This window comes from Chryseobacterium panacisoli (assembly GCF_008274625.1).
In the GTDB taxonomy this organism is placed as follows: Bacteria; Bacteroidota; Bacteroidia; order Flavobacteriales; family Weeksellaceae; genus Chryseobacterium; species Chryseobacterium panacisoli.
This window is the reverse complement of record NZ_VTRU01000002.1, coordinates 208,175-222,958: the sequence shown is the minus strand read 5'-3', so window position 1 is coordinate 222,958 and position 14,784 is coordinate 208,175. Positions and strand designations below refer to the sequence as shown.

At 35.7% G+C, this 14,784-nt stretch carries 14 protein-coding genes; 6 read left to right on the top strand and 8 right to left on the bottom strand.

What is annotated here, in order from left to right:
- Positions 1 to 181: 181 nt before the first annotated feature.
- From FW781_RS11530 to FW781_RS11520, 3 genes are all read right to left on the bottom strand, one after another.
- The gene (locus tag FW781_RS11530) at positions 182 to 454 is read right to left on the bottom strand and encodes a hypothetical protein (RefSeq protein WP_149387571.1); all 273 of its coding nucleotides are present in this window, start codon (positions 452 to 454) and stop codon (positions 182 to 184) included.
- Positions 455 to 502: 48 nt separating this feature from the next.
- Positions 503 to 1,774, bottom strand: coding sequence for a Y-family DNA polymerase (locus tag FW781_RS11525; RefSeq protein ID WP_149387570.1), 1,272 nt, complete (start codon positions 1,772 to 1,774; stop codon positions 503 to 505).
- A gap of 194 nt (positions 1,775 to 1,968) precedes the next feature.
- The gene (locus FW781_RS11520) at positions 1,969 to 3,552 is read right to left on the bottom strand and encodes a Na+/H+ antiporter (protein ID WP_149387569.1); all 1,584 of its coding nucleotides are present in this window, start codon (positions 3,550 to 3,552) and stop codon (positions 1,969 to 1,971) included.
- 201 nt (positions 3,553 to 3,753) lie between these two features.
- Between FW781_RS11520 and FW781_RS11515 the strand changes: the two genes are divergently transcribed.
- The 6 genes from FW781_RS11515 to FW781_RS11495 all read left to right on the top strand — a co-directional run bounded on the left by FW781_RS11515 (position 3,754) and on the right by FW781_RS11495 (position 8,517).
- Positions 3,754 to 4,254, top strand: a complete 501-nt coding sequence (locus tag FW781_RS11515; RefSeq protein WP_149387568.1) for a M15 family metallopeptidase — start codon at positions 3,754 to 3,756, stop codon at positions 4,252 to 4,254.
- A gap of 241 nt (positions 4,255 to 4,495) precedes the next feature.
- Complete coding sequence (locus FW781_RS11510; RefSeq protein WP_149387567.1) at positions 4,496 to 5,533, top strand: patatin-like phospholipase family protein; 1,038 nt, start codon at positions 4,496 to 4,498, stop codon at positions 5,531 to 5,533.
- A gap of 231 nt (positions 5,534 to 5,764) precedes the next feature.
- Entirely contained in the window at positions 5,765 to 5,935 is a 171-nt protein-coding gene (locus FW781_RS22430; RefSeq protein WP_172625711.1) for a hypothetical protein, read from the top strand.
- Between the two features lie 558 nt (positions 5,936 to 6,493).
- The gene (locus FW781_RS11505; RefSeq protein WP_149387566.1) at positions 6,494 to 7,414 is read left to right on the top strand and encodes a helix-turn-helix transcriptional regulator; all 921 of its coding nucleotides are present in this window, start codon (positions 6,494 to 6,496) and stop codon (positions 7,412 to 7,414) included.
- 53 nt (positions 7,415 to 7,467) lie between these two features.
- Positions 7,468 to 8,085, top strand: a complete 618-nt coding sequence (locus tag FW781_RS11500; protein ID WP_228720188.1) for a hypothetical protein — start codon at positions 7,468 to 7,470, stop codon at positions 8,083 to 8,085.
- Positions 8,086 to 8,517, top strand: a complete 432-nt coding sequence (locus FW781_RS11495; protein WP_149387565.1) for a nucleoside deaminase — start codon at positions 8,086 to 8,088, stop codon at positions 8,515 to 8,517.
- A gap of 145 nt (positions 8,518 to 8,662) precedes the next feature.
- Here FW781_RS11495 and FW781_RS11490 read toward each other — a convergent pair whose 3' ends face one another.
- From FW781_RS11490 to FW781_RS11470, 5 genes are all read right to left on the bottom strand, one after another.
- Positions 8,663 to 9,190, bottom strand: a complete 528-nt coding sequence (locus FW781_RS11490) for a GNAT family N-acetyltransferase (protein WP_149387564.1) — start codon at positions 9,188 to 9,190, stop codon at positions 8,663 to 8,665.
- A 64-nt stretch (positions 9,191 to 9,254) separates the two neighbouring features.
- A complete protein-coding gene (locus tag FW781_RS11485) occupies positions 9,255 to 10,013 on the bottom strand; it encodes a type III pantothenate kinase (RefSeq protein ID WP_149387563.1) in 759 nt (252 codons plus the stop codon).
- A 229-nt stretch (positions 10,014 to 10,242) separates the two neighbouring features.
- Positions 10,243 to 12,081, bottom strand: coding sequence for a M1 family metallopeptidase (locus FW781_RS11480; RefSeq protein ID WP_149387562.1), 1,839 nt, complete (start codon positions 12,079 to 12,081; stop codon positions 10,243 to 10,245).
- A gap of 215 nt (positions 12,082 to 12,296) precedes the next feature.
- The gene (locus tag FW781_RS11475) at positions 12,297 to 12,767 is read right to left on the bottom strand and encodes a DinB family protein (protein ID WP_149387561.1); all 471 of its coding nucleotides are present in this window, start codon (positions 12,765 to 12,767) and stop codon (positions 12,297 to 12,299) included.
- A 142-nt stretch (positions 12,768 to 12,909) separates the two neighbouring features.
- Positions 12,910 to 14,601 (bottom strand): DUF6909 family protein, encoded by a 1,692-nt coding sequence (locus FW781_RS11470; protein ID WP_149387560.1) that lies wholly within the window; start codon positions 14,599 to 14,601, stop codon positions 12,910 to 12,912.
- Positions 14,602 to 14,784 lie beyond the last annotated feature (183 nt).

Genomic DNA, 14,784 nt, shown 5'->3' with positions numbered 1-14,784 from the left:
AAGCACGTCACCTACAATAGCAGCCTTTAAGCCACAAACATGCAAACCACTGAGAACAAGACAAATAAGCCTTTATTTCGCATTGTCAAAATACGGAATTTTACTATTTAAAACTCTATTTTACGGGAAATTTTTAAAGAATTTCTAATTTTTAAAGAAAAATATTATCGCGAAAGCATCATTAGGAAAAAAGATGAAGACCATGAATAAGCTCATCATAGGATTTATTTTCTCCTGATTTCAATATTTTACCTGTCTCAGATTCTTCAATAATGACATCATAATGGCCGGTTTTGGGAAAGTCGAATGCCGAAATATAGATAACAATATTTCCTTTTTGCAATCCTAAAGCTGTAGTATCTCCATCCCAATAATCAACCAACTCATATCCGAAAAATTTTTCCTGGGACAATTGCTCTAATAAATTATTGATCTCAGTCGTTTTATTTTTCATACAGTAAGAATGGCTAAAATAAACAGAATTTTTGAATTAGGAATCGTTTTAATGAAACCTGAAGTTAGCTTCCGGCAATGTATTTTTTTTCAGGAAAGCTTCATATTCCGGAGACAGTTTTGCACGTCCAAAGGTATTTTCACCACTCATGCTTCCAAGACGGACTTTATCCTTCCCATATTTTCTATTCATAGCATCCATAGCTTTCATCACGGGAAGGTGCTGATTTTGTATATCTTCTTCAAAAAGGCTGATTTGTCTCTGATCTTCGGGTACAAAATCGTTCACCATCACTCCTGCTCTTTTATAATGAAACCCGTCTCTGTAAATGGCTTCAAAAAGTTCATTCACCACTCTTCCTATTAAGATTGATGAATTCGTAGGATTGGAAAGAATCCGGGTCATTGCATTTCTGTATTCAGGCAGATCCTTCCTAAAACGGTTGGTCTGCACAAAAACAGTAATCATTTTACAACAGGTATTCTGCTTTCTTAATCTTTCTGAGCAGTACATTCCAAAGGTTTCTACCCTTTCTCTTACTTCTTCTTTTTTGGTAAGCATCTGCATAAAGCTTCGGGTAACCGCTATAGATTTTTTAGGAGAAGGAGCATCCAGTTCCAGCTGACGAATTCCCTTCAGTTCATTGATCATTCTTACTCCATGAATCCCCATAATTTTTCGAACCCATATTTCAGGTTTCTGAAGAAGATCCCAAGCTTTATGAACGCCACTGTCATTCATTTTGACAGCCAGCCTTCTTCCGATTCCCCAAACGTCTCCGATATTAAGCCATTTCAGTGCCTTTTCAATTTTTTCAGGGGTATCCAGAATATAAACTCCATTAAAATTATCCGGAAAATCTTTTACAATTCTATTCGCAACTTTGCATAAAGTCTTAGTGGGAGCAATTCCGATACTTACAGGAATATTTTCTTTCTCATCAATCTCTTTTTTGATTTTAAAACAATATTCATAGATATCGATATACTTAAATCCTGTTAAATCAAGAAAAAGCTCATCAATACTGTAAACTTCATGATCAAGAACATAGGATTTGGCAATATTGATTACCTGCTGGCTTTTATAATTATACAATTCAAATTTTGCAGAAAAGCTTTTCACATCATGTTTTTGAAAAAGCTCCTTATACTTGAATGCCGGAGCTGCCATAGGAATTCCCAGATCTTTTGCTTCTTTACTTCTGGATACAACACATCCGTCGTTGTTGGAAAGAACCACAACGGGTTTGCCCTCAAGATCAGGATCTAAAGTCCTTTCACAGGAAACAAAAAAATTGTTACAATCTACCAGAGCATACATGACAATTGTATAGTAAATATCTATACAAAATTAGACCTTTTAAAGAATAAAATAATCTTTTACACTATAATTAACATCATATTTAACAACCTGAAAAACAAATGAATGAAATTTTTAAATGCGACATGTTTTGTCGTATTAGTGATTTAATTTGGTTTTCAAAAAAACATATTATTCAATGCCCCTCGTATAGATTAAATCATTTTTAACCGCTCTTCTTCAAGATCAATCTGATAAAGCTGATGACGAATTATACTTTCATCAATAGAAACATCTTTATTGAGTTCTGCAAGAAACTGTCTCTGGCTTTCCAGCATCTCAAAAAAGATATCTTTTGCTTTTTCATTCATCCATTCGGTATCATTGGCTTCTATTTTTTCTTCCCAGTGTTTCAGCATCCGTTCTAATCCGGCATGACTGTTCAGTTCGTTTTCATGCTTGCTTTTAAGAAAATGATAGATGTGCTGCTTCAGCTTATGTTTTATTTCTTCCCTGGCCCGTTTATCTTTTTCTTCATCAGTAAAATCATCAAACACATGTCCATATTTGATAATATACGGCAGCGTAAGGCCCTGTACAAGTAAGGTAAGCAAGATCACAACAAAGGTAATGAACAGGATAAGATTTCTGTTGGGGAAAGGAAGCCCGTTTTCAAGAGTAATAGGAATAGCCAATGCAGCGGCTAATGAAACAACACCTCTCATCCCCGTCCATCCAAGCATAAGAGGCATCAGAAAACGCCTTTTTGCAGAAGATGCACGTGGTGCCACACTTGGCCGAAAAATCAAAGTGGCCACCATTGCAGCGTATGCACTTATTATTCTGGCAGCAATCAGGATACCTGTTACCAAAATTCCATATTGGATGGCAGTTTTCAAAGGAATTCCTTCTGACCGTAATCCACCAACGATTTCGGGAAGCTCCAGCCCTATAATTAAGAATACAATACCATTCAGGATAAATACAAAACTTTCCCACACACTGTATCCTTTTATACGGCTGCTGCTGTTTAAAAATATCATTCTTTTAGCTGACATATAGAGGCCTCCACAGACCACTGCTAAAACTCCGGAACAGTGAAACTGCTCTGCCACCCAATACATGAGATAAGGTTCAATAAGTGTCAAAGCAATATCAGATGACGGTTCTGTAGGAAGGCGTTTATGAGCCTGAACAAAAATCCAGGCCAGCAGCAGGCCAATTCCCGCCCCACCTATAATCATCCATAAAAAGTCTAAGGAAGCTTCCTGCCATACAAATTGTCCGGTTCCTACAGCAATCAGAGCAAAACGAAATATAATCAATGAAGATGCATCATTCAACAGACTTTCTCCTTCCAGAATAGCGGATGTAGTAGTTGGTATTTTTACAAATTTCATAATGGCACCTGTACTTACCGCATCAGGAGGAGACACTATTCCTCCCAGCAGAAATCCTAAAGCAATAGTAAATCCCGGAATAAAATAATTAGCTGTTACAGCTACCGCCAATGCTGTAAAAAAAACAACCAGAAAGGCAAAGCTCCCGATAATACGCCACCATCTTTTCATCTCTTTAAAAGAAATAGACCATGCTGCTTCAAATAATAAAGGAGGTAAAAAAATAAAAAATATAAGATCCGGATTGATCTTTACAACCGGTAAACCGGGTATAAAAGAAACAAAAAGCCCAAATACTACAAGTAAAATAGGATAAGCAATTTTTAATCTGACAGCCCACATATTGAGTAATACAATGGCTGCCACCATGGCAAGTAAAAAGGGTAAGATGGTATGCATTTGACATTGTGTTTTTTACGCATCATATTTACTAATTCTATTTGATTTTTAAAAATTTAAAAACAATTTTTTCTTATTTTTTTTATACTTAAAACGGCTGTAATCTTTTTTACTCCAAGTAAAATGTTATAGAAATAAATAAAACACGTCAAGTTCCGTCGCTTCCGCGCTATACCTTTGTCCTGTAACAAAATAAGAAATATGGACAAAGTAACCTTGGAACGAATTCAGAAACTTCACCCAATGGTAAGAGATGAAGTAAAGCAGATTATACAGGAATGTGATGAAGCCCTTACCGGAAGAGCCAAGATACGGATCACGCAGGGATTAAGATCTTTTGAGGAGCAGGAAAAGCTTTATGCGATCGGAAGAATTACTTCAGGAAAGAAGGTGACCAATGCCAAGGCAGGGCAAAGCATCCACAATTATGGTCTTGCTGTAGATATCTGTCTGATGATCGGCCGCAAAACAGCAAGCTGGGATACGGCAAAGGACTGGGATAATGACAAAGTTGCCGATTGGTATGAGTGTGTAAAGATCTTTGCCCGCCATGGCTGGGACTGGGGCGGAAACTGGAAAACCTTCAAAGACCTTCCTCATTTTGAAAAAAAGAATATTCCCTCTAAAAAAGGCCCTGTAAAGACAAGCTGGAGAACGCTCCTGAAGATGCCTAGAGACGAGCAAAATTATGTTGTTTTTTAGTTCTCTTTTATTGAAAAAAAATCATAACCATTTGATTTAAAGGTTTGTTTTTTGATAAAATTAATGATCATCATTTATATTACGACAAGTTCTGTCGCTTCCTCCGTCTATCTTTGTTTTATAAGAAATACCAAAAAACAATCCTTATAATAAGCTGAAACCAATAGATATTTTCCGGAAATCTATTGGTTTTACTTGTCTAAAGTTGCCATATGTTTCTTTAAAAAAAATGAAAAATAACATGAAAAAGACAACCATTCTTTCTTTGGACGGAGGCGGAATAAGAGGAATCATTACCTGCATTATTCTACGCTACATAGAAGAGCAGCTCCAGTATTATGATAAACCCACAGCAAAGCTTGGGGATTATTTTGATCTGGTGGCAGGCAGCAGTACCGGAGGTCTCATTGCTTCTATTATTCTATGTCCCGACGAAGCCCGAAAGGCAAAATATTCTATTCAAAAAGGATTAGAATTATATGCGGAAAAGGGCGGCGATATCTTCCAGGTTTCCTTTTGGGAAAAACTGGTTAATCCATTCGGATTATTGAATGAAAAAATTCCACAGGAATCACTTGAAAGGAATTTAAATGACTTTTTTGGAAATTTAGAATTAAAAGAATTAATAAAACCATGTCTAATAACAAGTTATGATATTGAAAACAGAAGAGCAAAACTTTTCAACTCATGGAAAGCCAGCCTCAGCACAGATAACTTCTATGTAAAAGATATCTGTAGAGCGACTTCGGCTGCTCCTACCTATTTCAGTCCGGTGCAGATCAAATCGATGTATGGACAGATCTTCAGCCTGATTGACGGAGGAATGTTTGCCAATAATCCAGCTCTTTGTGCTTATGCAGAAGCAAGAAAAATTCCTTTTGCAGAAGTTTTAAAAAACCATCAGAAAGCCAATCATCCGAGTGTAAATGATATGATTATTGTTTCTATCGGAACAGGAATTGAAGCCAGACCTTATCCTTTTAAAAAGCTACAAAAATCAGGGAAAATTGGCTGGGTAAGCCCGATTATTGATATTTTGATGTCTGCCAATGCAGAAACTGTAGATTACCAGTTGGAACAGATGTTCCAGACACTGGGTTTGAGAAATCAGAAAAACTATTACCGCCTGAATCCTTCACTGAAAAATGCATCTCCTGCAATGGATAACGTAAGAAGGTCGAATATTGAAAATCTGATACAGGCCGGACTGAGTTATATTGATGACAACAGAGAAACTTTGAACCAGATTGTTCAAAAACTCATCAAAAATAAAATATAAGCTTTTAGCCTTATAATAACTCAATATAAGCTTTGAAGATTATATTTAAAAATTAGAAAATATTTTTTAAACACGTCAAGTTTTGTCGTTTTGCCCTACTACCTTTGGAGTATCAGAAAGACACAAAACAACAATCCATAAAACTTTAAAAAGCCTTTGAATTCAACATTCACTTATGCTGAACAGCCTGAAATATGTTCAAAATATAACCAACACATTAGAACACAAAACATGGAAACACCAGATCATAAAACAGATATACTCTTCGATGAAGATCTCTATACCATAGAATGGAGCGATATCGAAAACACTGAGATGGATTATGAAAACTATCTCAACACTATTGAAAACTTCTTCAGAGAAGATTTTGAAGAAGGTGTACTTGAAGAAGATCCTTTTTAAATATAATGAAATACGACAAGTTCTGACGCTGTCCAGCATTACTTTTAATTCTCAATAATACGCACACAGCAATCTCATTAAACATTCTCAACATCTTTGAATTCACCATTCACAAAATGCCGGACAGCCAGAACTATGTCTGAAAATATAGTACAACGGATTCTGTTTCACTGAAAACAGAATATAACAATCAATTTATTAACCAATAAATCACACATTGCTTTATGAAAACAAAAGAAGATTAAAAAAGTATTTTATAATGTTTTTGATTTATGGAATTTTCAATGTCATCTCAGATTATTTTAAAGACACTATAAAAATCATTTACAAGGAAAACCAACAGAATAATAAAACCTCTTTTGTTATTTCTAATTGCCCTATTTCAAAAACAGAAATTACACCTACTACTTTCATCTATTTATAAATTCTTTCATAGATTACGGGCAATAAGTTTATAATAAAATTAAAACACGACACGTTTTGTCGCATTAACCGCATATATTTGTCTTATAAAACGTTACCATGAAACGCAGCTCTGCTGTAACATAAAAAAAAGAAATGAAGAAAGATTTTTATCTGACAAGATATGCCCTAATTATTAAAAGATTAGAAAGTTCTCCGGCTACCTATTCCCAGCTGGAGGACTATCTTTTAAATTCTTTTGAATTCCAGGATGCTGAGATCAAGAGCTATTCTATCCGTACTCTTCAGAGGGATATCCGGGAGATTTCCGATCTTTTTAATCTTTCCATTCACAACAAGAAAAAGGGAGACAACCGATATTATATCGAGAGCCGCCCCATCATGGAGGTGGATGAATACAACCAAAAATTGCTGGAATCTTTCCAGGTAAGTAACGCTCTGAATCTTCACCCGGATTTTTCAGATTTTATCTTTTTTGAAAGCCGTAAACCAACGGGTGTGGAACATTTTTATGATCTGTTCTTCGCCATCCGAAATAAAAGGGTGGTAAGTTTCGAACATTACAATTACAAAAACAAACTGATGACCTCCAGAAAAGTTCATCCTTTAGCCTTAAAAGAATCCAAAGACCGATGGTATCTTATTGCCATTGACACAAAAGATAAAGCTTTAAAATCTTTCGGGCTTGATAGAATCAACTATCTTGACGTAGCTAAAAATCAGTTTAGAGAGAAATACAAATATAATTTCAGAGAACATTTCAAAAATGCATTCGGAGTCATGAATCTGACGGAGCAGAAACCACAGAATATTGTATTGAAATGCAGCCGTCATCAGGGAGAATATATCAGAAGTTTCCCTCTTCATCAATCGCAGAAAGAGACTAAAGAAACTCCGGAGGAGATTTATTTTGAATTCTTCCTTCACCCTACTTATGACTTTATGCAGGAAATTCTTTCTTATGGAAAAGAAGTCACCGTTCTGGAACCTAAAGGTTTAGTTGATGAAATCCGAAATCATTTGCAGGAATCTTTGAACCGCTATCTTGAAAGCTGACTATAAAAAATATATTTCATATTTTTTGTTATATTTACATAAATATACCCTTATTGAAAACTTTATTTGTTGGCATTAGCTGCTTTATTTCTACCTTTTTTCTTGCGCAGCAGAAAGAAGAATTCCGGCTTGTAAAGAGCTATTACAACCAGCACCGAAATATGCTGAATAAAGAGTTCAAAAAAAAGTTTGATGCTGAATCCAATACCGATAAAAAGGTAGCAATAAAAGGAGATTTTCTCTTTTTCATGAAAAAAATGGACAGCATTGAAAATAATGCTCTGATCGGAGCTTTATTGAAAGTAAGAAATCTGGAAGACCTCCAAACCATCAAAAATCCTAAATTAACCTCATCTGAAAAATTTTCTGATGCAGAAAAGGTTGCAGATTATCCCGGAGGGCTCAATTCTTTGAGACAGGAAGTAGCCAATCTACTCTATGTTGACGGAGTTTATTCCTTAGAAAAAATGATAAAGACAGATGTTGATTTTATTGTAGAAAAAGATGGCACAGTCAGCAATGTTCATGCACAGGGCGATAATTTCACCTTCAACAGACAGGCAGAGATAGCATTGTATTCTCTTGCAGAAAAATTTTCTCCGGCAATGACAAAAGGAGATCCTACTGCCTACCGTTTCAAACTACCTTTAACTTTAACGATAACCGATTAAATGTTTACCGACGAATATTATATGAAAATGGCCCTGCAGGAAGCAGAAATGGCTTTGGAAAAAGATGAGGTTCCTATCGGGTGTGTTGTGGTTTCCAACAACCGGATTATCGCAAGAGCTCACAATCTTACCGAAACCCTGAATGATGTTACCGCTCATGCAGAAATGCAGGCCATCACTTCAGCAGCAAATTTCCTTGGAGGAAAGTATTTAAAAGACTGTACATTGTATGTAACCATGGAACCATGTGTGATGTGCTCAGGTGCGCTTTCCTGGTCTCAGATCTCAAAAGTAGTGATTGGCGCAAGGGATGAACAAAGGGGATTTATCAACAAACATCTTTCTCTGCATCCGAAAACAGAAATCATTACAGGAATTATGGAAGCCGAATGCTCTTCTATTGTTAAAGATTTTTTTAAAAGTAAGAGATAACCCTTTCCATTAAAGCAATTCGCTTCTTGTCTTGGTAGACTTTACAATAGTTCAGAAAATAATTGTAATATAAAAAGCCAGAGAAAATTAAAGTATCCTCTGTCTTTTGTTTTATAGAATCAGGAATGTATCTATATTCCTTGGATCAGTCTTTAAAAATAGAATATCTTACTATATCAAAATACTCCCCATCTTTTTTCATTTCCTGTTTTAAAACAGCTTCCTGTTCCATTCCTATTTTCTCCATTATTCTTCCGGATGCCGGGTTGTGAAGAAAATGAGTAGCAAATATTTTATGGAAACCCAGTTCATTAAGACCAAAATTTACGATTGCCCTTGCTGCTTCGGTTACATATCCTTTATTCCAATAAGGAATTCCTATCCAGTAACCCAGCTCTGCTTTATCATCTTCTCTGTCATGAAGACCGATAGCTCCAATGATAAGCCCTTCTTTATCACGGATTCCAAAGGTATATCCACTATGGTTTTCAAAAGCTTCTTTTGACATTTTCAGCCACGATCTGGCGTCATTTTCAATATAAGGATAAGGAATATTAGAGGTAAGATCAGAAAAAATCCTATGCTGAAGATATTCAACAATAAAAGGAATATCTTTTTCTTCCAGCTGTGAAAGAATAAGTCTTTCGGTTTCTATGATGGGAAATTTTTCCATTCTATTAAGGTTAAAGTTAAGTGTAAAATAAGACTTGCATTCAACCCAGTCTTACTCTTTTAATTTATAAATCTTTCCCAAGGAAATAAAGACCTTTCAATGTATGAAGCCTGTCCATCACATGAATCTTATCTGTCAGGGGTTTATAGATATGGGACACACCTCCCGTTGCTACTACGAAACAATCGTCATTTACCTCCTCGTTGATACGGTTTACAAAACCTTCTACCATTCCCAGGAAACCATATACCATTCCGCTTTGCATACAGGTTACCGTATCCAATCCCAAAACAGATTTTGGTTTTTTCAGTTCAATATCCGGAAGCTGGGCAGTCTGATGGATCAATGAATTTAGGGAGGTAACAATTCCCGGAGCAATAATCACTCCTAGTGTCTCCCCTGTTTCTGTGACACAGCTGGCTGTAAGAGCAGTTCCGAAATCTATGACAATCTTCTTTCTGTTTGGATACAAATTGTGTGCTGCCACAAGGTTTGCATAGATATCTGTTCCCATCTGCTTAGATTTCGCCTGAACTCCTGAAGGAGTTGACCTATCAACAATCACAGGAGTAGTCCCGTGAATCTTTTTAATCCCTGAGCTCATTACCTTGGTAAGCTGAGGTACTACAGACCCGATAATTACTTTGTCAATTTCTGTTGGTTCAATTTTATAGGTTTGATAAAGCATCAGTATCTGTACGTAAAGCTCATCTGCTGTTCTGTACGGTTTTGTATTGATTACCCACGAAATATCACAATTATCGCCATTGAAAAGACCAAATCTGATATTGCTGTTTCCTACGTTTATTACGATTGAATTCATTGATATATTTTTCAGAAGAAATTCATGATTTATAATTGAAATTCCTGCTTGATTTTGAGGGACTAAATTTAATCATTTTTATAAAAACTAACCTTGGATCTCTTTATAAATTAAGTCTATCTTAAAAAATATACCTGCAGCCTATCAACATTACCTGTTTGTCCTTTCTTTACGATAAACGGCGCGAAAATAGAGTTTCCGCGCCGTTTATCATATTATTTTGTAATTATTATTTTACTTCTACAAAATTATCTTCCATATTCACATCAGCAATTCTCTGGCTTAAATCAATTCCCAGAACAGACAATTGAGATTTAGTATAAGGAATGGTAAGGGTGTATTCTTTCTGAGTCCAAGGCCAGTAAGGCATTGTTTTAAGATCACCATAAATATCCTTTTGTTTCCATGTATGAGTCATATTCAACGGAATCTGGTAAGTAACAACTTTTTTATCCGTTGTCATCACTCCAAAATCAATTGGCATTGGAACCTGACCATTGTTGATTAAGGTAATGGTTGTAGATTTTGCATCATATTTTACATCCTTTATTCCGTAATCAATAGTCTTTGTAGTATTGATCCAGTAATTATGGAACCATTTCAGATCCATCCCGGAAACTTTCTGTGCAATGTGAAGGAAATCCCTGTCTGAAGGATGCTTCATGCTCCACTGATCATAGTATTGCTTTAAAGTTTCTGCAAGATTCTGCTCTCCCATAATATATCCGAGTTGCACCAGGTATAACTCACCTTTTACATAAGATGCATATGTATAAGCTGTACCATTATCATGATGATCTCCCAGCCAAACCGCAGGTTCTTCGATTCCTTTTTTAATAAATTTTCTGTAGGCATCCAGTCTTTCCACAAAAGGGTTCGGCAGATCTTCAGGGAACAACTGATACATCGTGTAACCTTCTGCATAGCTTGTGAAACCTTCATCCATCCATGGACGTACAGATTCATTGGTAGCCAACATCTGCTGATACCATGAGTGAGATCCTTCATGAGCCATTAAGCCCATTAAATCTTTAACGCTTTTAGCTTCCCCTAAAATCATGGTACACATTCCGTATTCCATTCCGCCATCTCCTCCCTGAATAAATGCATATGTTGGGTATACATATTTTCCAAAGTGAGCATTCATGATCTGGAAATATTTGGTAATATAAGGCTGTGATTCACCCCATGCTTTTGTTTTATCATTTTTCTGATATACCAGATATACTTTTGGCCCTTCCGGAACATTGAAGCTTTCCACAGAATAATCTCTGTCTGCACTCCATGCAAAATCAAGAATATTTTTCGCTGTCCATTTCCAGGTTGCTTTCTTGTCTTTTTCGGTTTTTATTTTAGCATTCGTATCATAGCCCTTTACTTCTGTCGGATTTTCAAGGATTCCTCCAGCTCCTACAACATAATCTTTGTTGATTTTAATAGTAACATCAAAATCTGAGAATGGGGCATGGAATTCTCTTCCCAGATAATCAAAAGTTGCCCAGCCGTCATAATCGTACTCTGCAATTTTCGGATACCATTGCGTCATTGTCATATCTACTCCTTCTCGGTTGTTTCTTCCGCTTCTTCTGATCTGCTGAGGAATCACAGAATCCCAGTCCATCGTAAAAGTAGTTGTAGAATTCGGTTTGATAGGTTCTGCCAGGTATACTTTCATAATGGTTTCCTGAACTTCAAATTTCAGATCTTTTCCATTTTGTTTAATCCAGTGGATATTCTGAGCGCCTTCCTGATCTTTTGGAATGGAAGCCAGCCTGGAAATACCGTCTTTCTGAAGCCTTCCGTCGCCATTCTTGCCTTGGGAAGCTACTCGCTGGTCCATCATGGAATTAGGTTTGAAAGCATTCCAATATAGATGGAAATACACTACATTCAGCTCATCCGGTGAGTTGTTGGTGTATTCTAAAGTCTGTTTTCCCTGATAGGTAAATTTTTCAGCATTGACATCAATATCCATCTTGTACTTCGCAGCCTGCTGATAATAAGCTCCTTGCTGAGCCTGAAATTGTGAAATGATAAACGCAAAAATGATTGCAGCCGATTTTCTCATTTAAAATTTTATTTTTTTTAAAGGTAGGTAATTTAAACAAGACCCTCAAATAGGAGTTATTTTGAGATTTCATTTTGTTTAATATAGTTTTAGATGAATATTAAGCTGGATTGTTAAAAATTTTCTGAGCTTTATTTGCCATAATCCTTGTCAAGGTTAAAACTTTGACAAGGATCGCAGAGAGGATATCTTTTTGAAGATATGGATATGTAATTTTATCTGCTTTTCAACAGTTTTTTGATTAAAGTAATCTGTCCGAGATGATAATAACTATGTTCAATCATTCCATCAATATTTCTTCGATAGGTTCCATACTTTTCATCAACAAATACCTCATCAAGTTTAGCATCAGGCATCTGTTCCAGTAATGCTGCAAACTTTTCAGAATCCATCCATAGTTTATGTAACAGATTTTTCCATTGTTCCTGAGACTCTATGAGAGGAAGATCAAAACTGAATTTATCTTTGATCTCAAGATCACCGCCTTCAAAAACATTGACAATGCCTGCAATATAGTAATCAATGTGAAAAGTGAGCATAGCAATGGTATTTAAAGAATCAATCTTCGTTACCGCCTGTTCCCAGGTAATGTCTGAAAGCTGGTCTTTAAAATTGGTATTGGCAATCCAGAGACCATCCAGCAAAACCTCTCTGAATCTTTTTGATAATTGTGATACTGAACTCATAGGCTGCTATCTTTTGTTTTTTTAAGATATACAATATAAGAATTTCTACCGTAGATCCTTAAACCTTGACAAGGACCTACAAAAACAAAAAACCTCAAATGCAAAATACATCTGAGGTTGATATTATAATATTGAATTACAATTATTTTTTAGCAGAAACTTCTTTTTTTCCGCTTCTTAAAATCTTTTCAAGGATTCTTAAAGTAATCAGATAGGTTGGTTTTACTCCTGTAAGACCTAAACCTCCTGAAGATAATGTACTTCCTGTTTCCAGTGGATTATCCGATGCATAATAAGCATACATTACAAACAGGTCTGGTGAAATATGATGCCTGATCTTTGAAGCTACCTGAATTGCTTTCTGATAATGTGCTCCTTCCATTTCAAGTCCAATCGCTTTCCATGAAGTATTCATAAAATAGGATAAGATATCTCTGTTTTGCAGTGAAGTTCCTAAAACAGTAATCATTGGACCTTCAAAAGCTTTTAATTCATCATCTTTGAAATCTTCCAGCTTCAATGCATTCTCAAATGGATAGTTGTCTGCAGTTCCTTCAAAAATATGAGAAGTAGGAATCATAATATCTCCTTTTTCTCCTGTAAGAATTCCTGCTTTACCCATAATAGAAACAGATTTCACTTTCATCATATAGATTTCTCCTTTATGCTCAAAAGGTCTTAAAAGCTCATCCATTACCTCAAAAGCCTGCTCTCCGAAAGCATAGTCAAAGACCATGATCACATCATCTCCTGTAAACTTACTGTCTGCAAACGGTGTATTTTTTAGATCTGTCTTGCTCAGGTCTATAATCTGAACATCTATATTACTTCCACTTTTATCAGCAATATGAATCATCCCTTCCTCCAAAGCATATTTTGATACTTTGTCACGAAGTTCTTTTTTGTTGGAGATATCTTCATATAATTTATAGTCGATCTCCTGATGCTGTTTCTTTTTAAGAGCATTATTGGCATACAGCATATTTTTCACGGAATGCATATTGGCAGAAATAATATGCAAAGGTCTCATATGAAGATCATTTTCAAATAAAACCTCTTTTACTTTATTCGCCCATTTCTCACCAAAATAATGATGCCCTACTCTTTCCTTTAATATAGAACTGAAATGAATTTCTCTCTCTCTGGTGCTTTTGGCATCTTCAAGGCTTACTTTTCCTAAGTTGTAGATGATTTTGAATAAACGGTCAGGATTATGATCATCACCGAAAGTATTGTAAGCTCTTAATGTTTCATCAAAAGATCTTCCTATTAAAGAAGAAAGATGAATAAGTGCCACCTCTTTTTCTTTTCTGCTGAATTTCTTTTCTCCTTTCACCACCTCTTCGATAATCTTAAAGGCACGTGTCGGCTTCCAGTTTTCATCCTGAATAAATGCCAGATTACGGATTTTATCAGCTTCTATAAACAGGAATGTCAGGTGGGTAAGAATGTCATAAATTTCGGAACGTCCCAAAAGAACTTCAATATTCATCTGGTGTTCGTCTATCCTATAACAGTTTCTTCTTCTTTTCTTTGGAACAATAGGTTCGAAACTTCCTTTATCAAACCCTTCATCTGATGTAAGATGAATAAAAGCGCATTCCTCAATCCCTTCCGGAAGTCTGTCTAAAACATACATCAACCCGTCAAGCTCCAATTTGCTTGGAATATTCATGGTACCATAAATCTCTGGGTTGATTGTCTTCAGCAAGCTTCTGATGCTCTCTCCTGAAACTCCTCCTGGCTTGAAAAATCCTCTATAAAATAAGTGTCTCATAGAAATGTATAGTCTTTCAATAGCCTCCGTTGTTTCTCTTGCTCTAGAATTTGTCATAAAATAAATTTCACACAAATATACAAAATCTCCACTCAACTTATTTTAACTATCTTTTAATAAGTTGTTTAAAACCTATAGATACGCGGGTTTATTTTAGAATATTCTGACTCGTTCTATTATTTTGTCTGATGCTTATCCTGGTATAATTTCGATCCTTTACTCTATGTATTTTCTGTAGTA